A 22,802-nucleotide genomic window follows, 5' to 3' on the forward strand; every position below is an offset into this window, starting at 1 on the left:
TGGTGCCTCGACCCGGGATCGAACCAGGGACACGCGGATTTTCAATGCAAATCACCACTTTAACCCTTTGAAAATAAGCAACTTTTAATTTCTTTGCAAATTCTTTGCAAAAAGAACTCTTTTCTGTTTTACTGGCGCTATGGCAAAACAGACTGAAAGACACGACATAAACGATGAGCTGTATATCTTTAAACAAGATAACAGTGAACGCTGGTACGCGCGATTTATACTAACCAACCACAAAAAATGGCTCTGTAAATCAACTAAGAAGAAAGATAAAGACGAAGCTATCGCCATGGCACATCGAATCTTCTTAGACCACCAAATTAGACACGAAAATAACACACTAGTCCAAAGTAAGCGATTCAAAGACGTAGCTGACCGCGTCATCGAAAAGCTTGAAGAGCAACTAGAACACGGGGGCGGTAAACGCACCTATAAAGACTATATTCGAGCTTTAGAAAACTACCACATACCTTACTTTTCACGGACATTTATTACTTCAATTGACCAAGAAGAAATATCTAAATTTGATGAGTGGCGTAAAGGGCGGATGAAGAAGTCTCCAGCCTCCTCTACATTATTAACTCACAATGCTGCTCTTCAGCTCGTTTTTAAAGAAGCTATTGAGCAAAAATGGATGATCGCCGCTCAAGTACCTGTTCTTTCATCTAAAGGTGAAGCAGGCAAACGCCGCTCTGCATTTTCGGAAGAGGAATACGAAGCTGTATTGGACGCAATACTAGAAAGAGAATTTAATGCCCATAGTGAAAAAACTCGTCAGATCTGTGAGTTACTTTATGATTATTGTGAAATAACAATAAATACTGGTATTAGACACGGAACGGAAATGGACGCCTTAACGTGGAAGGACATCGAAATAAAAACGCAAGGGTCTAAAGCTCAATTCTTCATTCACATCACCAAAGGTAAAACAACAAAATATACAGGCCCTCGTAAAGTAGTTTGTAAACGTGATGTGATTGGTGCTTTAACTAGACTCAGAGAACGTTTTCCACTGCGTACACCTAACCAAAAACTATTTTTGCTAGCAAATGGTGAACCCACAAAGCAATTAGGTAAGGCATTTGAGAAAGCTCTCCAAAGTTCGGGATTAAAAGAGTCACCCAGAGGACCGCGAACGCTATACTCTCTTCGACATACCTACATTACGTGGCAGCTTCTCAACGGAACCAGCATGGACGTAATTGCGCGCCAATGTGGAACCAGTACAGCAATGATCGAGCAGCACTATAGTCACGTAAAGCCGGAAATGTTTGCCGATGCTTTGTCTGGAGTAACATTTGACAAAGAAGAGCCCAAAGCATTGTCTAAGAAAACATTGAACAGACGTGCAAAGACCGCAGAGCGCGACGAAAAACGCTTTAAAGAATGGGCTGAGGAGTTGAGAAAGCGTGGGTGTATTTAGTGCAAAATATAGTGAGATAATATTATTAATAAGTTCCGCCTAACGATGAAGTGAAAAAAACTGAGATAAAAACCGATTGCCGGTCGGTACTCTCTATGTATAATACCTATCGTTAATCGGTTTTTTAAAAGGGTGCGGCGAATATGAATCTTGGTGAACTTGAAAAGCTAGTTCTACATTATTTATGGAAGCACAAAGATGTTGATGTAAAGCAAGTTTATTCGCATTTCATAAATGTGAGGGGAGGAAGCTTAAATACCTACCAGAGTACACTTGATCGCCTTTTCAAAAAGGGACTTCTAGCCAGAAAAAAAGAGGGGCATGCATATATCTATAACACAAAAGTCGAGAGATACGAGTTGATCGGACAGCTTATAAAGTCAGTTGCTAGTGACTTTATTGCTGGCGACGATAGCAGCCTTATCGCAGCTTTTTCTTCCATCTCAAGTGAATTTAGTGTCGACCAACTAACTAAACTAGAGCAACTTATAGAAGAGCAAAAAAAGCTCAAGTCAGTGAACAAGGATTAAGTAAAATAATGACAATATTCTTCAACCTGCTAGCAATTTTTACTATTGCATTCGCAATAACTAATTTGGTTGTGTCTATTGGCGTATCTTTACTAGGACAAAAGTTAACATCTGTTCAGTTAAAACCAAGGAAAGCTCTGCTTTGGTTTTGTGTTTCAATGCCATGGATAATGAGCATTTTAGTCTGTCTTTACTTACTTGATATATATGTCTACTCAAGCATATTTGAAACTAAACAATATGCTCATTGGCATCATATATCAGATTTCAACTGGTTTAGTTGGCATGCAGTTACAATAATACTCCTGCTCTCTTACATGATGTTTGTATTGACTTCAAAGACGAGACAGCTATGGCTTCATAGACAGGAGGTGAGCTTGCTAACTTGCCTCTCAAAAAACTTAAGCCGGGGGGTATATGAAGTTGAGATACCTAAATTTGCAGCGTTTACCTCTGGAATACGGAGCAAGAAATGCTTCATAACTACAGGGCTTTTGAATGAGGTTACTCCCGAAGAACTTGATGTCATTTTAAAGCACGAAAGAGCGCATGTTGTAAATAATGATCCCCTGAAAAAGTGGCTTTTTAGTATTTTGGTCTCATTTTATTTTGCACCAGTAGCAAGATTACTAACTCTACAGATGGTGTTGGCTATGGAACAAGATGCAGACAATGCTGTATTAGAAGAAGGAATTGACCGGATATTCGTTGCAAGCACTTTAATTAAAGTTGCAAAGCTTAATGCGCAAGAGGACATACTTAAATCAAGCGCTTTAGTTGTAAATTTCGGAGCAGATGTCCTTGAGCAACGCATCTATTTCCTCTTGGGTAGGTTGCAGTTGTCACCTATCAATAAGACTGTAGCGTTCTCTTTTGCCATTGCATTATTTTTTCTATGTATGACTTCTTTAGACGGTGTTCATCATCTTATTGAAACGGTGTTTAGCCATTAAAATTTATTCTAAAAACCGATCGGTGAACGGTTTTTATTTTCAAACTTAGTCGAAGGCTTTTAAAAAGCTTTCATAAGGATTTTATTTATGTTTTTTGGAAAAAAATTAAGCAAAAAACCGATCATCAATCGGTATTTTGTGAGTGGTATGCTTATAAGCATGTCCATCAGTGGGATGTCTGTTGGTGTTAATGCACAAGAAATACTCACATTGAATGATGCAATTAGTCTATCCCTGCAACAACATCCTGAATTACATGTATTCACACATAAATCAGAGGCTGCAAAAGCTCTTATTACTCAAGCTGAGGTTGGCACGCCTAAAGTAGTTAATGCGCAACTCGAGGATTTCTTGGGCTCTGGTAACAACTCAGGGGTATCTGGATTGCAAGCAACATTGAGCATTTCATGGTTACTTGAAAATGACATTATCGAGTCTAGGGTCAATCTAGCTTCATCGAAAGCTGACGCAACTACAATTGATCAAGAGGTTAAAGCCGTTGATATCGCAGCAAATACAGCACGATTGTATATAACCTTATTGGCTCAAAAAGAGAACTTAAAGTTGGCGAAGATTGCAGAAGACCAAGCGAAAGATCTCTTGGACAATGTAGAAGGTCGTGTAAAAGCAGCAAAAGCTAACGCTATCGATGAACTCCGCGCTCGCGCTTCGCTATCTTTGTACGAGCTAGAAGTAGAAGATCTTGTTCATGAGATTGCAGCAACAAAATCTGCATTAGCGGCGCAGTGGAAGGGTACTACAAACTTTTCAGTAACTGGAACGCTTACAAATATTCCTTCAATTTCTGAGTTAGATGAAGTTTTGAAAAGATTGAAGGAAAACCCGAAAATCCAACGCTACATACTACAGCAACAAGAAATTGAATCTGAAATTGATTTGGCAGTAGTAGAGGAGTCACCCGCTTGGGAAGTGTCGACAGGCATTAGACGAAACGAAGTAATTGACGACTTTGCATTTGTAGCTGGGATATCAATACCTATTGGAGGCGAAGGTCGTAATAAAGGATTAATCACGTCTTTGCGTGCAAAGCAGAGCCAAAGTGCTGCTGAATCTGATGCCTTACTTCAAAGTATTTCCACTGATGCTCTGTTGTTGACTCACAAATTAAAGCACAGCCTCCATGTAATCCAAAAATTATCAAACAGTTCCATTCCGATGTTAGAGCAAGCAAATGAGCAAGCTAGTCGAGCATACAACATCGGAAGTTACTCATATACGGACCTCTTTGCGGTCCAGAAAGAACTGTTAAATGCGCAGAAGAGCCTAATCGATGCCTATACCAACATTCAACTATTTAACATTGAATTAGAGAGATTAACGGGTACTTCGGTATCCAAGAATGAGAGAGCACTATGAAACTTCGCAAATTATTTACCTTAATAGCATTTGCCCATATTGGCATTAGCTTATCCGCAATCAGTAACCTAGCTGTTGCTGAGTCAGCTAAAGAAATTACTCAAGAAGAAGTAGAGAAAGGCCCTAATAATGGTCGAGTATTGAGACAGGGTGACCTTGCTATCGAGCTGGCGATTTATGAAACCGACACCCCTCCCGAATTTCGTGTATACGCTAGTTATGCAGGACAGCGAATATCAGCTGAAGACATTGAAGTGAACGTAAAACTCACGCGTTTGGGAGATGGCATCGATGACATAGATTTTTATGTTGAGGGCAATTATCTGCGCGGTGACATGGTTATCTATGAACCTCACTCTTTTTTAGTTTCACTTACTGCCAATTACCAAGGCAAAACATACGAATGGTCTTACGATAACTATGAAGGAAGGACAAAAATAGATGATTCACTAGCAAAGGCTATGGACATTAAAACCGATTTCGTATCGAGTAAAAAACTTAACGCGCGGTTGAAAGTATATGGCCAGTTAGTTTTACCCCCCAATGCAGTGAGGAATATATCTGCGCGTTATCCAGGCGAAATAACTTCTGTTGATGTCATTTTAGGTCAAGCAGTAAAGAAAGGGCAGACTCTTTTCACTATCCAATCAAGCGAAAGCTTGCAAAGTTATCAAGTTAAATCGCCGATTGATGGCCTAATTACATTTCAGGATATTGGGGTAGGCGAACAATCGGGAGACAAGAAACTAGTCGCTATTACTGATACCTCGCAATTAATAGCAGAGCTGAACGTATATCCAGAAGACCAAAACAAGAAATTGTTAGATGCTCCCGTCGATATACAAGTTCCGGGTCACGATAAGACGATAAGCACTAAAATTTTTGACAGCCTTTATGCCGTTAACGGCTCGCAAGCAAAAGTCTATCGCGCCATTGTAAATAATAATGACGGCTTTTACTCACCAGGACAGTTTATAACTGCCCAAATTCTCTTTGACTCATTCACCGTTGAAAGAGCTGTGAAAGAGGAATCCCTTCAGGCTTTTAGAGATTTCACGGTGGTCTATGGAAAGTTTGGTGATCAATACGAAGTTCGGATGCTTGAGCTCGGCCGAAAAGCAGAGGGATGGGTTGAAGTACTAAACGGCATTCCCTCTGGAACAGAATATGTCACTCTCAACAGCTACATAATAAAGGCTGATATTGAGAAGTCGGGCGCGTCTCACGACCACTAAGGAACTCCTTGAATGTTAGATGCTATTTTAAAATTTTCAATCGAGAGAAGTAAGCTAATTCTCGTTTTTGTTTTCGCGGTAGCGATGCTTGGCCTTTGGAACTTCCAAAAGCTGCCAATTGATGCTGTACCAGACATTACCAATGTGCAGGTTGTAATAAATACAGAGGCACTTGGGTATACCCCACTGGAGGTAGAGCAACGTATCACGTTTCCTCTTGAAACCGCATTGTCAGGAGTTCCAAACCTGTCTTATACGCGTTCTGTATCTCGCTATGGATTATCACAAGTAGTTGCGATCTTTAATGATGACACTGATATCTATTTTGCTAGGCAATTAGTCAATGAACGTATTAACGCTGCAAAATCTGAACTTCCCTCAGGACTGGAGCCTGAGTTGGGGCCAATTTCTACGGGACTTGGTGAAATATTCATGTTCACGGTTGACGCTAAGGAAGGGACAACCAATGAAGATGGTCGTCCAATTTCCCCGACAGACTTAAGAACAGTTCATGATTGGGTAATTCGTCCACAATTGATGCAAGTAGAAGGCGTTGTTGAAGTCAACCCAATTGGAGGATTTGAGCGCGAGATCCTTATTGCACTGAACCCCGATAAATTATTGTTATTCGGTTTAACTCAGCAAGATGTCATAAATGCAGTAGGAAAGCATAATTCAAATAAAGGTGCAGGTTTTATTGAGAAAAATGGTGCTCAATGGTTAATTCGACTGCCTGGACAAGTGGAAACGCTTAAACAAATTTCTGAGATTCCTTTGCCTACAGACCTTGGCAAGATTGTTCGAGTAAAAGACGTCGCGGAAGTAAAAGAAGGTAAGGAGCTAAGATCTGGGGCTGCAACACAGAATGGTCGAGAGGTCGTGCTGAGTACAGTCTTTATGTTGATAGGCGAGAACAGCCAAAAGGTCGCGAGAGGTGTTGGTGAACGAATAAAAGAAATTAGCGCGTCACTTCCCGAAGGAATAGTCGTAAACGCTGTCTACGATCGAACAAAACTAGTCAATACAACATTAGATACGGTCGAAATGAACCTTACTGAAGGGGCTATTTTGGTCATTGTTGTTCTGTTCTTACTATTAGGCAACATAAGAGCCGCATTTTTGACAGCTTTAGTTATTCCTTTCGCCATGCTTATGACTGTAACGGGAATGATTCAAACACGAACAACAGCGAATCTGATGAGCTTAGGTGCACTCGATTTTGGATTGTTAGTCGACGGGGCTATCATTATCGTTGAGAATTGTTTGAGGAGACTTTCTCATGCCACTCAAAAAGGCGAGCTTAACGCCAAACAACGTTTATCCTTAGTTTACGATGCGACACGAGAGGTCATTCGACCTGCTTTATTCGGGGTTTTCATAATAACCGCAGTCTACTTACCTATATTTGCGCTATCAGGTGTTGAGGGAAAGATGTTTCACCCAATGGCAATAACGGTAGTAATAGCTCTTGTTAGCGCGATGGTACTTTCAATTACATTTATCCCTGCTGCTATTGCGCTAACTTTCAAAGGCAAGGTAACTGAGAAAGAAAACATCATTATCAATACCTCAGTATCACTTTATAGGCCTGCTCTGAAGGTTATTTTAAAGGCGAGATGGCTGGTCATTATAGTTGCATTCTCATTAGTTGTGCTGGCTTCATTTATGGGGATGCGGCTCGGCAGTGAGTTTGTGCCAAACCTTGATGAGGGCGACATCGCGATGCATGCGCTGAGAATTCCTGGTACTTCACTATCGCAATCTATTGCGATGCAGAAAGTACTTGAAGAGAGAATAAAAGCGTTACCCGAAGTAGAGCGCGTATTTGCAAAAATAGGTACCGCGAATGTAGCTACAGATGCAGTTCCTCCTAGCGTTGCTGATAATTTTATAATTATTAAGCCTAGAAGCGAATGGCCTAACCCTAATAAGACTAAAGAACAGCTAGTTGCTGAATTAGAAGAACTAGTTACACCTGTGCCAGGCAATAGGTATGAATTTCTCCAACCAATACAGATGCGATTTAATGAGTTGCTTGCTGGAGTTAGAGCAGAGCTTGCAATAAAAGTATTTGGTGATGATTTTGATACTTTGGCTGAACTCGGGAAAGAAATCGAAACGGCAATTCAGGATGTTGAAGGTATACGTGATGTGCAGGTAGAGCAAACTAAAGGTCTTCCAGTACTCACTTTTCTACCGCACAGAGAAAAGCTCGCATTATACGGGCTTAGCCTTGAAGACTTTCAAACACAAGTAGCTGTGTCTATGGGGGGGCAAGTCGCAGGAAAATTTTACGAAGGCGATAAACGTTTCGATATTGTAGCGCGTCTTCCTGAGGAAAAGCGCCAAGATGTAAATTCGCTGTCTAATTTGCCTATCTCCTTACCAAATGGTGAGCATATACCTCTAAAAGAGCTTGCTGATATGGAAGTTATTTTAGGAGCTAATCAAGTCAACCGCGAAAACGGAAAGCGCAGAGTCGTTGTTACTGCCAACGTGCGTGGTCGAGATTTAGGTAGCTTTGTTCAAGATATACAGGCAGCGATTAAATCTAAAGTTAAATTACCTGCCAGTTACTGGATTGAATATGGTGGTACTTATCAAAAGCTACAGTCTGCGTCTGAGCGTTTAAGCATTGTGGTGCCAGTCACACTTGTTCTTATTGTTTTACTTTTATTCTTAGCACTAGGTTCGATAAAAGACTCGCTCATTATTTTTTCAGGGGTTCCATTAGCACTTACAGGGGGGATCTTTGCTCTGTACCTTCGAGGCATCCCTTTTTCAATATCTGCGGCAGTCGGCTTTATAGCGTTATCTGGTATAGCAATTCTGAACGGATTAGTGCTTGTTTCGTTTATTCGAGATTTAATTTCGAGGAACCAATTGCTCGAAAGTGCAATTATCGAAGGAGCAGTAACGAGGTTAAGACCTGTTATCACTACAGCTCTCGTAGCTTCGCTAGGTTTTATTCCAATGGCATTAAACACAGGAATCGGCTCTGAAGTTCAAAGACCATTGGCAACCGTTGTAATAGGAGGTGTAATTTCTTCAACAATCTTAACGCTTTTCGTCTTACCCGCACTATTTCGAATTTTACATTCGAACGACAAGTCTGAAGAGCACATTTCTGGGAATTCATTAATGAAAAGCGAAGGGTAAATAAATGTTAGGTAAATTAAAGCTAACGCATTTGGTGTACCTTCTTCTATCTCTGTGTGCAATGGCTTCGTTTGAAGCCTTTGCACACGGTGTAGACGACAGTACACGTAACTTCTTAGAAAACAACACTGGTATCCAGATAATTCCTTTTCTGTATATCGGAGCTAAACATATGGTTACGGGTTATGACCATTTGCTGTTTCTAGTGGGAGTGCTGTTTTTTCTGAGAAATAGTAAAGACGTCTTGCTCTACGTAAGTATGTTCACGATAGGTCACAGTTTAACTCTAATGACTGGAGTCCTAGCTAATATCCAGGTTAATGCATACCTGATTGATGCAATTATCGGTTTATCAGTGGTTTATAAAGGGTTTGATAACCTCGGAGGATTCACCCACTTCTTTGGTAAACAACCCGACCCTAAGAAAGCTGTACTTATTTTTGGCTTGTTTCATGGCTTCGGATTAGCAACAAAGATCCAAGAGTTTCACTTACCTGAAGATGGGCTAGCGCTAAATCTGCTCTCCTTTAATATTGGAGTAGAAATTGGTCAGTTTATGGCTCTTATTTTTATTCTTCTGTTAATTAATTTTTGGCGTCAATTCGAGAGTTTCGACCGTTTTTCTGCGGCAACGAACACAGTCTTGATGAGTGGTGGTTTTATGTTAGTTGGCATGCAACTAACAGGGTATTTTGTTAGCTAAATCTTATGAGAAATATATTTATGGAATCTAATCAAACAAATCGAGCACTGATAAAAGCGACTGTAATTGCATTGTCAGTAGCAGTAGTGACTCTAGTGTTATTTATTTTACCTGCTGAGTATGACATTGACCCTACTGGTGTCGGAAAGAAGCTCGGTCTAACAGTATTTAATCAGGACGGAGAATCTCCATCTGCTAAGACAAGTACAGACGGTGACCAAGATACAGTGGTCGTTACTGTTCCAGCAGGTAAAGGTATCGAGTATAAGCTCAGCATGATGGAGAGCCAGCAGGTCACTTATGAATGGCAAACAAGTAATGGCGAGCTATATGTCGATCTTCATGGTGAACCAGATGGTGATAATACTGGCTATTTTAAGTCATACACTGTCGCTACTGTTGAAAGTATGAAAGGGAGTTTTGTTGTTCCTTTTAACGGGTCACATGGCTGGTATTGGAAAAACAACACAGACAAAGATATTGATGTTCAACTAATTTTCAGCGGTGAATACATCGTTGAAGGTTTAAAGTAAAAATGAGGAATCACAGAATGAAACACATAAAAGTATTAACAATTGCATCTGCGCTTTTAGCTTCTTCTAATGCTTTCGCACATGGAGGAGCGCATGGCGAGGTAAGTGTTATGGAGGTCATCCAAGCTGCCCAGACAACGGCTAAAACACTTACTTTTAAAAACAATGGAATGTCTGTAGGGAAGCTGGACACTTCATGGAATAAGGTCGCACAGGGAGATTTCGAATTAGTTGAAGCGACAGAGAGAGAATATATAGTTAAAGCGACAAACTCTGAGAACGGTGAAACTCTTTTCTTTAGCATTAGCAAAAAAGGGAAAGTCCTCAATGTTGAAAAGGCAACCTCATTTGACAAAGGTCATGGCCATTCTCATTAACTTCGATTAATGAGAATTTAAGTTTCGAACAAGAGATTTTCAGAATCATAAAGTCAGCCCCAACCGTGCTTTTGGTTCTGAAACGCTTGCTTAGCCATACCCTCAATCTTCTTGGACAAAGAAGTAAAAAGCAATCTCTTGTTCGCTTTTTTTGTATCTAAGGATAGGTATTAAAGAAGGTGTAGATTTACGAGTAAAATTAAACTATTTGAATAGTTGGTAAGCATTACTTTAAAAAGTTAAATCAGACTGATACGCAAGCTGTTAGAGTAACGTAACGCTTGATATCAATCGACTAGATTATATTAGACAAATTTTCGTTTGAACTTTTTGCTTCTTATACGCTAATGGAAATACGTACACGCCTTCAAATAAAAGATATTGAAAAATCTATTATTAGATAATAGTAACGTTAATCTATATTAACGTTACCTATTCGAGTAAAGATAAGAAGTTAGCTTTCCGCTTTTGAACACGATATGTCATGCAAGCGAATAGCGCTCACTTCAGAAGCAAATGTTGAATAATTAAAGGGTTGTAAATCTCTGCCAAGACAGTTGGGTGACGTCAACATGTTGGAGATATACAAGATGAAAGCTAAGCTGCCTCATATTGGTATTTTTTGGGTCTACAAGTCGACTGTACTTGCTAAAGTAATGCCTTTGAATAGTGCAGAGCCTGATAGCCTTTCACTCTATGACAGTGACTTTAGCCATTTAGTAGAGTGGGAAGAGCATAGAATATACCTTCCGTGTTTTCCTGAGCTCATTGCTGTTGAATATCAAGAAGTCAGCAGGGGTAGAGTAATCTACTCTGGAAACTCAAAGTTCTTTAAAATATATGCAGACAGAAAAGTGGTACAGAGCGTTGAGCTTCAAACCTTGGTATGTGATAAATTTAATCTAATACCGAGTCAATGTACTTGGAAGCGAGACAAGCATTACCGTATCTTCAGTTCATAAAAAGCTTACGAAAAAGTTAAAAAGTCGCTCAGTAAAGAATACGCAAGCAAACCATAGGGACATGACGTTGAATATATTTGAAGAAATAAACAATAGTATTTCTGACTTTGTAGAAAACCAAGAAAATAAAGCGCTCAAGAGAGGTACAGGCTCTTATTCGATACCGTTTAGAGGCTCTATCTTCGGGGAAATCGAGACAGCAAAAGTATTAAGTAAGCTCAATGACGAATCAGTTGATGTAATTTGGTTAGGCTCAAATCCTAATGTTCCTGAATCTCTCGACGCTATTTTGTCTCCTTCCTCCCCTTCCCACTACGAGGGTTTTGTGCAACAAGCCATGAACGACAATTTCAGCGAAGCGTACAAAAATAGCGAAGGTGCGAATGTCCCATTGTGGGATCCTATTAACAAGCCAAACAACAAGTGGCAATTCTACTCAGAAATATTCAATAGGCGGTTTGGCGAACACAAAACGCTCATGGCTAACATAGTGCTGTGGGGAAGTAAGGATTTTAAAAGCTTCACTTCTCAGTTGGCTAAATACGATAAAGCGCTTTTAGAGAGAGCTATTCAGTTTTCTTACGAGCTGAACAATCAGATAATAGAGTACTTCAAGCCAAAGGTTGTTCTTGTTCCCAAGAGCTTTAATAGCCCATCATCAAAGAATTGGCTGCTACACTTTTCAAACTTAACGGACATACAACATCACGAAGTGAGAGGTAAAGTAACGTTCAAGTTTTCAGTAGGTAGACTGCAAAAAGGCGATTTTAAAACAACTGTAATATCAGCCCCCCACCCTTCATACACACCAAGAATTGGTCGTGAATTTAGAGAGTCTGCGCAAAACGCTATCTTCACAGTATTACAAAATTGCTGATACACATTACTGAACACGTCAACGGCAAAGTGTGCTTGCGATGACTGTCAACTGTTCAAGAAAATATCTTTGTAGTGCTTTAGCATTTTAAGACGTTTGGCCTCTAGTGAATTAGGAGTCAGATCAAGATTGCGTGTGTTGCTCCTCTCTATGCCAGATAACGTTCGCTGTCCCATTAGTTTGACTCGTTCTTCAATGGGTATTTCGACTAGCGAATCGGGAGCAACGATATCAAACTGATTCAAATAACAAGGCACACGCTCCATCTCTAGTAGAGAATACTTTTTCGCCGAGTGTTTATATGAATAGGCACTCTCGATCCTAGTTGCATGCGATATATTTTCCATAACCGTAAGGGCATCATCTTCGGTATAAGGTCTTTCTTTAAATATGAGGTTAAATAGCTTCGATACCGGACAGTAAATTTTGTTCTTTATGGTCCCACCGCACTCAGCTTTAAAAGCATCATAAGTGGCCTGAGTAAACGGTTGCTCTTTACCTTTTATTTTCCAATTAAACTTCTCTTCCTTCCCGAACAAACTGTTATGAAGGATTTGAGGTGCAAATACATTATGTAATTGAAGGCCATTTTCCATTGACGTTATCATAGAGTCTTTTGTCGCGCGTTTACGCTCGCTCCCTAGTAGCTCGTTAAACCAATTAAAAAACTTTACCAACTCATCGTCACTAAAATAAGATGGCGTAAAGTCAACTTTAACATGTCTAAAATTAACACCATCATTCTTACTAATTAAATAAAGCCTTATCGTATTACCACTTTTGAATTTAATAAGACGAGAATATTTATAGTAATCTTTTTTTAAAGTGCGCTTTGCAGTAGCGTATTCTGGAGCGTCGCCATCTTTCAAACGTCTTATTATTTCGAAGGCTTTTCCTTTAGGTACAGCATAACCAATTGTTAACCTATCAAAGTCTGGCTTAAGCCACCGAGGGTTATCCAAATAGCGATAAAAATTATCTGAGTTTCTTTTTAAAAATCCGTCATTACTTACTATGGCACGAAGTGCGCTATCTCTGTCCTCAATTCGTAGTGCCGAATAAAAGTCTTGAATTAACTTCGCATCTTTCTTTTGAAGTTTTGCGCTACTGAAAGCAGCGTCGCGAAGTTTGCATCGGGAACGTAGCTCAACAAACCTCTCTTTACTACAATGGTTATCAATGAGGTTATTATTACGTACTGTATTATTGGTATGGTTGGTAGTATTAGTTATATTAGTGTGCATACTGATAGTTGTGTGCGTGTGTGACATGTATTTAAATTAGTAAACTCAAAAAATTTTCCTATTGTTTAAAAAAATAAGCCTTACCCTTCAAAAGCGCACTAAAACCCAGCCTAAACCACACTTTTGCTGCGTTATCACAACTTTTTACTTCGCAACTGACTATCGTTGCTCAACGCCTTTGTGATCTGATAAAAAGCGTTAGTAGTTACTAACAATGTTCATAAAAAGATCGTCGCACAACGCGTTATCTCTAAAGAGGAGGACCGTTGAACAACGGGTTTTGAGCGTTCAACAAAAACGTCGCACAACGCCTTTTACAAATAAAGCCCTATGATGAAGCGGTTACTCAACCCCACGAGCTAGCCCTAGAATTTATTTACATTTAAATCGATTTGACAATAAAGTAACTCCGAACTACGGTTTTTATTATAGATAGAGAAGGCTGAGTTTTTACTTATGATAAGAGTAGTAGATGGAATAGAAGATTGGCTCGAATTTGGAGATAACCTTATTGAAAAAGGTGAAGTAAAAGGTTATGACAACCCAGCTCACTATGAATCAATAAAAATCATTAAAGAAAAACTTATATCTTTAAAGAAGAGTTTTGAATCAGGACAATCAATTGTTGCAGAAGAAATTAAAAAACATATCAATAGCGTAATTAACGGAATAGATAAAAACGTTTGGAAAAAGTGGAAAAGTCACATTAGAGACAGAAAATATAGAAATAGAAACAAACAGCAAAGAATTAACAATGAAACTTTCGAAGAAATAAATGAAATCGCAGAAAAACATTCAATCTCAACAAAAGATTTACTAAACAATATAAACAAAAAATACTATCTAATCGAAAAGCGAGAAAAACAATATTTAGATAGTTTGGAAAGCTTAACACATTCTGAGAGAATATTGTTCAAATCGATTTGCAAAAATTTAATGCTCGGTATAAATAGAGGTAAGAAAATTAACTTAGTGGCAATAACAATGTATGCTAGAGGTGATTTACCGAAACACGGAAATGTTTATCAGTTCGGCTCTTTTACCCACAAACTCGAGCCTACCGTCAAATACACAACAAAGCCTTTTAAAAAAGTTCTACAAAAGGGTTCCATAATTTACCTAGTTGAGCCTTTACCTCGAAGGATTTTAAGACTTCTCGTATTGCTTCGTCAAAGGTACTTAAACTAAAAAACCACTACTTTCATGCCGAATATACCCGATATAGCGAAATAATAATTATTATTTCGCTGGGACAAAACAGCCATACAAATAACTAATATCGCCTGATATTATCTTCTTCGCTTTCTAAGCACTTCCATTCAAATTCAATACTTTTAACTACAACTTCGGAGCATTTTATGAATGCAGCTTGCCCCTATGCGCTGTATTTAGGTCGACTTGCGCCTAATAGTCAGCGCTCAATTGCTTCACAACTAAATAGCATTGCGGACATGATGGGTTGGACTGATGAAGAGCGAGAAGATAAATATCATCTAATCGATTTTCAACAAGCTACCTATATTAAAACGAAGCTTATTACTCAGGGTTGGTCAGCTAGATCTATCAACAGAGCAATGATAGCGATCAGAAGTATCGTAAAAATAGCTGTACTGTCCGGGCTCGTTCCAGAAATGCAGTCAATTCAACTTCGGGCTATCAGCAAAGTGAATCACGGAAAACATGATGGAAAGCCTCTCTCAACTGCGCAGGTCAATAAGCTGTTGATAAAGTTACAACGCGATACATCTATTCTCGGCATTCGAAACTACGCATTAATTTCAACTCTTTTAGGCACAGGGTTACGACGAAGTGAACTAGTAGCCCTCTTGGTAGAAGACTTTATCGAAGGTACTGCTCTGATCGTCAGAAAAGGAAAAGGTAACAAGAGCCGAACTGTTCATCTGCCAGCATGGACGCAACTTGCGCTGAATCAATGGCTAGCACTTCGAAGTAAGAGCAACGGCCACTTGTTTGTTCGTGTCGCAAAAGGTGGAAATATTAAACACAACACCGCGTTGTCATCGTGCTCTATCTATTCACTCACTAAAAAGTCGCTAGCATCAATTGGCATAGAAGGAGTCTCGCCGCATGACCTTCGACGAACGTTTATCACACGATTACTTGAACAAAATGTAGATATAAACACTGTGCGCCAAATGGCAGGACATGAGGATATCAGTACAACCATCATGTACGACAAGCGAAATGAAAAAGTGATGCAAGAAGCTGCATCTCTACTTTCCTATCAATAATGGGGCGCTAGCATGTCTTATAAAGTACTCAATAAGTCGAGTGAGCTTAATTACCTTGCATGTGAATGGGGCAAGCGATTACTCAACTATCTGCCTTCAATCGATACCGATATACTCAGTAAAAGTCTTGCCAGTAATTTGCGTGGTAGCAAGGTATCTACCCAATCGTTTTTCATAGGTAGAAGCAAAAACGTCAATTACAAAGCTTGCCTCACTATTACTGATACTCAGCCTCAGGTAACGAAAACCTTTTTAGCTAATTGTCGCTATATCAGAACCGTGATGGACTTGCCTAAGCAAACCGAGTTACTGATTCAGTTCGCCTTGCTCTCACAGGTTAACAAGTGGATTAGAGCGCTTTCTTCTGAGGTGCACATGCAAACAAGCCACCTTTCGTTAAACGAAATCCTCAAAGACATTTCAGGCATCAGTGACGAACTATTTTCTCACGCAACTGCGCAGCTCAATCATTATGGTTTTCTGCCTGATACAGACTTTTTGTCCTTCGAGTATGGTGCAATGCCAAAAGCACTTGTTCGAACGCTGTTAAGTGAAACAATTACCTCAAGGGAAACACTTATAGCACCGTTGCTGCATCCTTCGCCCGATGCAAGCTTCACATTAGATGATTTTCCTCACGTGAATACTGCGCTTTTGTCGCAATATCTCACTGCTGCTAGTAAGTCTAGACAGTCTGGAGCAAGCATTTTGCTCTATGGAGCTTCAGGAACAGGTAAAACAGAGTTATCGAGGACACTTGCCAAATACTGCGATAGAACACTTTACGAAATTCGTTCTACTGCACTTGCTAGCAATTTCTCTGAAGATGAGTTCAATAGCCGCTTTCCAAACAAAGAAAGGCTTCGTTATTTAGCGTTACTTCAATCATTGCTGACGTATAAGGCGGACGCTATGTTGCTGGTAGATGAATGCGAGAGTTTATTCGATTGTGCTGACAGCCAATACAGTAAAGAACATCTACAGCGATTCATTGAGCAAAACGAAATTCCCTGCATTTGGATTACAAACCATATCCAATATCTTGAGCCAAGCTTTATAAGGCGATTCAAGCTCGTATTAGACGTTCCTACGTTAAGACCAGAAGAAATCGAACAGATAACGCGGCCTTACTATCACGGCTTAAGCGTTTCTTCGTCAGCACGAAAAGTTATTAGTCAAACAGAGAACATTACGCCAGCAATTGTTGCTAACGCAACGCATGTCGCTCACGCTATTAATGCTAAACGTGGTCGCGCAGAAGCTGTAATCGGTCAAGTTGTCGAAGCGTCACTTAGAGCAACGGAGCAATGGCAAAATAAACTTGAGTACAAAAGTGAGCTACCTTTCGATACGAGCTACTTAAATATTAAGCAGTCAAAGGAGTATCTCAACGAGATAGCGTTCGCACTTAAACACAACCAGCCAGCGAGAACATTGATTTCAGGTCCTCCAGGAACAGGAAAAACCGCTTTCGCGCACTATCTGACAGAGCTACATGGTAGGAAACTGCTGCGTGTTAAATGCTCTGATATTTTAAGTAAATGGGTGGGTGAAAGTGAGCAAAAGGTGGCTGAGCTATTTCAGCGCGCTCATGATGAGGAGCAAGTCATATTGCTTGATGAAGTGGATAGCTTACTAAGCTCACGTGAAGCGCTCACTGCTCATCACGAACATCAGCTGGTTAATGAGTTCTTAACGCAAATAGAGTGTTTCACACAGCCTTTATTCGCTGCTACTAACTTTTCCGACAAGCTTGATAAAGCCGTGTTACGTCGGTTCGATTTCAAACTAGACTGCCAATACCTTACGTCTACTCAAGTAGTAGAGTTGTACAAAAAACTCACTAAAGTTAGAACGCTCAAGGAAGCTGAGACACAAAAGCTATCTTCACTGCACAACCTAACACCCGGTGATTTCGCTCTATTGGCTCGTCGAAAGAAGTTTCAACCCAAAATTCAAATTCGTGACTTTGCCATCACCCTGTTGGCAGACGAAAACCTGCGTAAGCAGAAACACACACCAATGGGCTTTATTCGCCCTTAACATTTAAAGGTAAACATTATGACTACATCTGTATTGAGTTCGCTCAAGGTTATCGCTCGTCCTGAAATCAAGCAGAAGCCACCGGTATTGAACAAGCGTATGAAGCTAATCAACCGACTTGAACAGCAAAAAAAGCTCGCCACTTGTATGCTTGAAGGCACACCATTCGTGGCATACAAAGAAAAAACAGTCAAAGATCCAGAAACAGGAGAGCGAATTAAAAAACGTTGGCAGGCTACTGTTCGTCCTTGGTACTACGATACCGATAACCACTATTTCCTTGAGGTTAAGGTGGGCATAAGAGCAATCGAGTTACAAAAGGGGAAACCAGCCATAGATGTTGGCGAGAAAGAAAAGCTTCCTGAGGTCATCGACATTTTGATAAGCGCGGTAGAAAAAGGAGAGCTTGATGAGTTCTTAATATCGCCGCCAAAGACTGTCGCAAAGGGGAAGAGTCCGGCTAACGCAAAGTTAGCAAAATCGTAGTTAGCCCCCTGCTCTACTCATCAGTTATCGTCCTTAGCGCTTGATTGCGCGAACAACGATAGCGATCCAAGAATCGAGTGCTGTCTATTTTACAAAAGTAAGTCGCACTCTCGCAGCACTAGCGTTTCAGAAGCATAACGAATAACGCTACTGAAAGCGACGTAGAAGACATTGCAAATTGCTAGTCAGCTGCTCTTTACTTAGTTGCTTGAAAGCTTCGTACAGACGCGCTAGGCAGCACTCACATTCATAGATTTCAATTAGAAGAGTTTTTATTATGCATATTCATTATGAGGGACTCGCTTTGCCTGTCTCAAAGCGATTTGCACAAGCACTCGTCGATTTACTTGTGCAGCATAGCATGTCACAAACAAGCGTGACAATTAACTTCAGAGACCTTAATTACTCAGCTGAAAACGGTGGTTTTCACCCTGTAGAGATTCGTTTGGAGAAACGCAATAACGCATGGCACTTTTGCTACGTCACGGATTTTGCCTATATAGGAAATGTCCCCTATGCAGAGCTAGCAAAAGACCTCGACTTTGATTTCGATGCAGGTGTTTTTCAAAACCTGTTCGGTGTGTTTCCTATTGAGCAAGCAACCGATATGTATCAAATATGGGAAGGTAACTTCTTGCATTACTGGCTGGAATTAGATGTTTTCTCGATATCGGTATCCGAGTAGCTACAAAACATAAAAGTGTAAACACATTGGGAAAGCTGACAAACCAAAGGAGGTAATCATGTCGAGATGCTTTTCCAACTACAACATCACTAGCAGGTATGCCGCTTATGTAGTCTTTAAAGGTCGAACGCCGGGAGTTTACAAATCATGGAAAGAAACTAAAGCCTTAGTGAATGGCTACTCAGGAAGCCGTTACCAAGGTTTCGCGTCTATCGAAGAAGCAAAACGCGCCTACAGACGCTTTTTAGACGACGGCAAAATAGTGCTCAAGGCAAAACGCAAAACCAAGCAAAAGAAACCTCTAAAGCCGAATATGGAAAACGTTGATCTTCCTCCTTGGGAATTAGATTAGGCTAAGTGGTCGCGAAGATAGGACGGTACAAAATAATTTGTGTCGTCCCTTTTCCTTTCTGTCTCGTCATTTCAAAGACGGTAGGAAGACTAGAAACAATATCGGTCACTTTTGCTGCACCATAAGTTCTCGGGTCAAAATCAGGTTTAGCACGCTTTAGAAAATTACCAACTGGACTAACATTCACCCAACCATCATCATTCTGATATAACTCCCAAGCTTTAAGCATTGCTGGTATTAGCTCTTCTGCACCATTACCAGCGCTACTTTGCTCCTGTTTAGGTTTACCTGATTTAGAAACCTGACCAGCCTCTAGGTTTTCGGTGAATATAAAGTCATCACAGGCGTTGCGAAATGACACTGGCGTTTTCTTCTCACCTACGCCAAATACAAATTTCTCTGACTCTCTCAAACGTGACGCTAGCTTAGTAAAGTCGCTATCACTGGATACTAAAGCAAATGCGTCTATTTTTTCAGAATAGAGTAAATCCATCGCATCAATAATCATGGACGCATCTGTTGCGTTTTTACCCGTTGTATAAGCAAATTGCTGAATCGGCTGTATGGCTAATTCATTAAGAGGCGTCTTCCAGTTCTTCAACGCTTCAATAGACCAGTCTCCGTAGGCACGCTTGATGAGTACATGGCCGTGTGCTGATATCTCATCCAAAATGGCAGAAAGTTTCGACAGCTGAGCGTTATCAGCATCAATTAGTACCGCTACTTTTTTGTGAACATCCAAGTCTTTCATCAATTTTATCCTTAAAAATACTTATTCTGTGTAACGACATTTAGGAAAGGCAGAACAACCTAGAAAGGTATTGCCTGCATGGGCTCCACGCTTTGCTTGCCGTTCAACAAGATCACTTCCGCACCTAGGGCAAGCGGTCTTTTTTATCTCCTCTACCTTTGGCTCCGCTTGCACATCATGGATAAGTGAAAGCAGCTCGCCTCCATCGATGAGTACAATGGGCTTATCAGAGGCAAAATCTATAGCTTGCTGGGTGAATTTACCCGAACAAATTACGACAACCTTGGCTGCGTTGCTGGCAGTGAGCACGCCAAACATCTCGCGTACCACACTGACACCAACTTTTTGTGCTTTCCATTGTTTGCACTGAACGATGACTCGTTCATCGCCTTTCCTAAGCTCTAGGTCAATTCCACCGTCAGCACCAAACCCACCTTCGGTTACTCGATACCCTTGTCTACGATAGGCTTCTGCCACTAGCTCTTCGAAGTTGCGCCAGTGCAGCTGACGTATAGTTTCAATACTCTTTTGAGCATCTAATTGCTTGGCCTTGCGTCGAGCATTAAAAAATGAAAATGGAGCAATGAGTAATATGAAAATTGCAAAGTAAGGCGCAGGAACAGCGAGCGCCTTAAATACCATATTGATAAGCTGATTATCCGTTTCGATAGAAGGTAGTAAATGGCCCATCAATAAATAGGTAATTGCCGATGTTATAACTGAAACCCACCATGGCGCTTGGAAAAGAAGGTCAGCAAAAGATGTGTTTTTTCTAGGCATAATCGAACATCCTTGTTGAATAGAATTAAATATTAACCTAATCAATGTCTTGATTGGGTATTAATTCTACTTATGTAGTATTGTTTAACCTGAAGCCGTAAATCTTTTTGAGAAATGGAGAGGTAAACATGGATGTATTTATCGGCATTGATGTCGCTTGTGCGAAAGATAAGTATTTACCGCTGGTGATTTGCACCAGACAAAATGGACAATTATTGCCGTTTCCATTAGCTAATTACCAAATAAAACCACCTAGAGGGTTGGGAAACGCTCTAACACTGCACGAAAAAGTAAGTCAAACATTTGCAAACGATGTCGCGCGCTACATTGAAACGGTATGCGTCACCTATCAGTTGAATCCTGTTCGTATTGGCATTGACTCACCACTTAGACCAAGAGATAACCGGCTTAAACGCAGGCTCGCGGAACAGGCACTCGATAAGGCAGGCATCAATTGTTACACAACGCCATCGAGAGACGATTTCGAAGCCATTAAGGCAAAGGGTATTGATCATCTGCAAGCAGATAAGCCAACACAAAACCTGCCACATGCTCATCAAATATTTATGCTATTAGGTTTTGCACTGAACGAGCGGCTAAGCAAAATAGCTGAGTGCATAGAAGTCTATCCACACGCGACAGTGAAACAATTAGGCGTTGCTGATATCCATAAAAGCAAAGGGAATCAGGCCGAGTTACAATTATCTGCCATGTCGCAATATACGGGTTGGCCGATAACTAACGAAGACTGGGAACAAGCAGCCAACATGTGTCTTGGTCCGATGCACGATAGAGTGGACGCCTATAGTGCCGCATGGGTAGCCAGCTTACCCGAAATGGAGCGCACCTGTTTTGGTGACCCAGAGAAAGGCGATGCTATCTGGATACCAAAAGTTAAGCCGTTAAGCAGTGCAACGGCAGGGCCACCGACAAAGCCTACCTCCCTAAAAAAGACAAAGCAGACTGTTTCTAATACTGCACATCAACGTGCTTGTCCTGCCTGTAATCAACACCTATTTAAACGCTGGCCGTTTGGGTGGGATGCGCATGCTGCTCACAAATGCACAGGATTATTAGAAAACGAACCTGAAGCAAGGAAGAAGGAGTTTAAGCGCCGATTTATGAGCAGTTAGAAGTGTGTGCGCTTTACAACCGTATCAAAATAAACCACACTTAACTAAAGTATAGAAAAGTACACAGGGATGATGCTCTACTCTATCAGCTTTTTTCAAAAACAACGCCTTGCCTACATCGACTTTTGCCTGTTATTCAAAGGCTCGATTTATCGTCAGGACTTAATTAACCGTTTTCAAGTCGGCTTGTCGGCAGGCTCACGCGATTTCAGCATTTACAAAGAGCTTGCGCCGGATAACTTGTCTTACGACTCACGAGAAAAGCGATACTTACAGACGCCTCAGTTCAAGCCTGTCTTCGAACATGACGCAAGGCAAACATTAACCAAACTCATCAACGATATCTCCGATGGGTTTGATGCAATAGGCGATATTCATTTTCCAGTAGAAGCTCCGTCCAGTCTGAATGTGCCAGACATCTTTATTGTTGCGCGTCTGGTACAGGCCATTCTTAATAACAAAGCGGTTAGTGTTATCTACACGTCACTTTCTAGCGGCTCAGGTGCCAGAGAACTTATACCGCACTCCATAGCCGACAATGGCCTTCGCTGGCACGTTCGTGCATTTGATAGCAAGAGTCAAAGCTTCCGTGACTTCGTGTTAACGCGCATTAGCAAAGTAACAATTAAAGAAACGCCTATTGAGGAAGAGAGCGCCCAAGCAGATACCGAATGGCAGCGCCTTATTCCGCTTCAACTCGTGCCACATCCAAAGAATGTTAAGCATCTCACCGCGATAGAAATGGATTATGGTATGGAGAATAAGCAACTTCTTATCAAAGTGCGAGCAGCGATGGAGAGTTATCTGTTAAGACGACGGAATGTTGACTGTACCGAGCGCGGCACACTAAAAGGTGCGGAATACCGACTTTGGCTACAAAACCGATTTAAGCTGAACAATGTGCAAAACTTAGCGATTGTACCAGGCTATCACTTGTAATA

General features: G+C 40.7%; 22 protein-coding genes. 19 read left to right on the forward strand and 3 right to left on the reverse strand.

Features of this window, described 5'->3' with window-relative positions:
• The first annotated feature begins 139 nt into the window (after positions 1-139).
• From BZA03_RS12650 to BZA03_RS12700, 11 genes are all read left to right on the forward strand, one after another.
• Positions 140-1,429: a tyrosine-type recombinase/integrase gene (locus tag BZA03_RS12650; RefSeq protein ID WP_012516826.1), complete on the forward strand. Its 1,290-nt coding sequence runs from the start codon at positions 140-142 to the stop codon at positions 1,427-1,429.
• 143 nt (positions 1,430-1,572) lie between these two features.
• Positions 1,573-1,959, forward strand: a complete 387-nt coding sequence (locus BZA03_RS12655; RefSeq protein WP_020742709.1) for a BlaI/MecI/CopY family transcriptional regulator — start codon at positions 1,573-1,575, stop codon at positions 1,957-1,959.
• A gap of 8 nt (positions 1,960-1,967) precedes the next feature.
• Positions 1,968-2,912: a M56 family metallopeptidase gene (locus tag BZA03_RS12660; RefSeq protein ID WP_012516824.1), complete on the forward strand. Its 945-nt coding sequence runs from the start codon at positions 1,968-1,970 to the stop codon at positions 2,910-2,912.
• Between the two features lie 87 nt (positions 2,913-2,999).
• Positions 3,000-4,289 (forward strand): TolC family protein, encoded by a 1,290-nt coding sequence (locus BZA03_RS12665; RefSeq protein ID WP_020742708.1) that lies wholly within the window; start codon positions 3,000-3,002, stop codon positions 4,287-4,289.
• A complete protein-coding gene (locus tag BZA03_RS12670) occupies positions 4,286-5,524 on the forward strand; it encodes an efflux RND transporter periplasmic adaptor subunit (RefSeq protein ID WP_012516822.1) in 1,239 nt (412 codons plus the stop codon). The genes BZA03_RS12665 and BZA03_RS12670 overlap by 4 nt, the downstream gene beginning before the upstream one ends.
• Before the next feature lie 12 nt (positions 5,525-5,536).
• Positions 5,537-8,683: an efflux RND transporter permease subunit gene (locus tag BZA03_RS12675; RefSeq protein ID WP_020742707.1), complete on the forward strand. Its 3,147-nt coding sequence runs from the start codon at positions 5,537-5,539 to the stop codon at positions 8,681-8,683.
• Between the two features lie 4 nt (positions 8,684-8,687).
• A complete protein-coding gene (locus BZA03_RS12680) occupies positions 8,688-9,386 on the forward strand; it encodes a HupE/UreJ family protein (protein WP_020742706.1) in 699 nt (232 codons plus the stop codon).
• A 20-nt stretch (positions 9,387-9,406) separates the two neighbouring features.
• Positions 9,407-9,919 carry a hypothetical protein gene (locus BZA03_RS12685; RefSeq protein ID WP_012516819.1) on the forward strand — a complete coding sequence of 171 codons (513 nt, stop codon included), beginning with the start codon at positions 9,407-9,409 and terminating at the stop codon, positions 9,917-9,919.
• Positions 9,920-9,936: 17 nt separating this feature from the next.
• On the forward strand, positions 9,937-10,296 hold the full coding sequence (locus BZA03_RS12690) for a DUF6488 family protein (protein ID WP_020742705.1): 360 nt from the start codon (positions 9,937-9,939) through the stop codon (positions 10,294-10,296).
• 590 nt (positions 10,297-10,886) lie between these two features.
• Positions 10,887-11,258: a hypothetical protein gene (locus tag BZA03_RS12695; protein WP_258364641.1), complete on the forward strand. Its 372-nt coding sequence runs from the start codon at positions 10,887-10,889 to the stop codon at positions 11,256-11,258.
• A 61-nt stretch (positions 11,259-11,319) separates the two neighbouring features.
• Positions 11,320-12,135 (forward strand): hypothetical protein, encoded by an 816-nt coding sequence (locus BZA03_RS12700; RefSeq protein ID WP_110288975.1) that lies wholly within the window; start codon positions 11,320-11,322, stop codon positions 12,133-12,135.
• 47 nt (positions 12,136-12,182) lie between these two features.
• Here the strand turns inward: BZA03_RS12700 and BZA03_RS12705 are convergent, their stop codons facing one another.
• Positions 12,183-13,379 (reverse strand): hypothetical protein, encoded by a 1,197-nt coding sequence (locus BZA03_RS12705; RefSeq protein WP_146212367.1) that lies wholly within the window; start codon positions 13,377-13,379, stop codon positions 12,183-12,185.
• Positions 13,380-13,835: 456 nt separating this feature from the next.
• Between BZA03_RS12705 and BZA03_RS12710 the strand changes: the two genes are divergently transcribed.
• The 6 genes from BZA03_RS12710 (at position 13,836) to BZA03_RS12735 (ending at position 19,197) form a co-directional block, all read left to right on the forward strand.
• Positions 13,836-14,567, forward strand: coding sequence for a hypothetical protein (locus tag BZA03_RS12710; protein WP_110288977.1), 732 nt, complete (start codon positions 13,836-13,838; stop codon positions 14,565-14,567).
• 170 nt (positions 14,568-14,737) lie between these two features.
• On the forward strand, positions 14,738-15,631 hold the full coding sequence (locus BZA03_RS12715) for a tyrosine-type recombinase/integrase (protein WP_039236987.1): 894 nt from the start codon (positions 14,738-14,740) through the stop codon (positions 15,629-15,631).
• A gap of 12 nt (positions 15,632-15,643) precedes the next feature.
• Positions 15,644-17,674 (forward strand): ATP-binding protein, encoded by a 2,031-nt coding sequence (locus BZA03_RS12720; RefSeq protein WP_110288978.1) that lies wholly within the window; start codon positions 15,644-15,646, stop codon positions 17,672-17,674.
• Positions 17,675-17,692: 18 nt separating this feature from the next.
• Positions 17,693-18,160, forward strand: a complete 468-nt coding sequence (locus BZA03_RS12725; protein ID WP_101563298.1) for a hypothetical protein — start codon at positions 17,693-17,695, stop codon at positions 18,158-18,160.
• Positions 18,161-18,437: 277 nt separating this feature from the next.
• Positions 18,438-18,845 carry a DUF2787 family protein gene (locus BZA03_RS12730; protein WP_044445991.1) on the forward strand — a complete coding sequence of 136 codons (408 nt, stop codon included), beginning with the start codon at positions 18,438-18,440 and terminating at the stop codon, positions 18,843-18,845.
• Between the two features lie 58 nt (positions 18,846-18,903).
• Entirely contained in the window at positions 18,904-19,197 is a 294-nt protein-coding gene (locus BZA03_RS12735; RefSeq protein WP_101563297.1) for an RNase H1/viroplasmin domain-containing protein, read from the forward strand.
• 1 nt (position 19,198) lies between these two features.
• On the opposite strand, the gene BZA03_RS12740 is transcribed toward BZA03_RS12735, so the two are convergent.
• Together BZA03_RS12740 and BZA03_RS12745 are read right to left on the reverse strand one after the other, a co-directional pair.
• Complete coding sequence (locus tag BZA03_RS12740; RefSeq protein ID WP_044445989.1) at positions 19,199-19,948, reverse strand: NYN domain-containing protein; 750 nt, start codon at positions 19,946-19,948, stop codon at positions 19,199-19,201.
• Positions 19,949-19,969: 21 nt separating this feature from the next.
• Complete coding sequence (locus tag BZA03_RS12745) at positions 19,970-20,728, reverse strand: DUF2034 domain-containing protein (RefSeq protein ID WP_110288979.1); 759 nt, start codon at positions 20,726-20,728, stop codon at positions 19,970-19,972.
• A gap of 128 nt (positions 20,729-20,856) precedes the next feature.
• Here BZA03_RS12745 and BZA03_RS12750 point away from each other — a divergent pair, with 128 nt between their 5' ends.
• Positions 20,857-21,861, forward strand: coding sequence for a DUF429 domain-containing protein (locus tag BZA03_RS12750; RefSeq protein ID WP_110288980.1), 1,005 nt, complete (start codon positions 20,857-20,859; stop codon positions 21,859-21,861).
• Between the two features lie 72 nt (positions 21,862-21,933).
• A complete protein-coding gene (locus BZA03_RS12755; RefSeq protein WP_110289068.1) occupies positions 21,934-22,800 on the forward strand; it encodes a WYL domain-containing protein in 867 nt (288 codons plus the stop codon).
• Positions 22,801-22,802: the final 2 nt, after the last annotated feature.

It is taken from the genome of Alteromonas sp. I10 (assembly GCF_003201515.1).
Classification (GTDB): domain Bacteria; phylum Pseudomonadota; class Gammaproteobacteria; order Enterobacterales; family Alteromonadaceae; genus Alteromonas; species Alteromonas macleodii.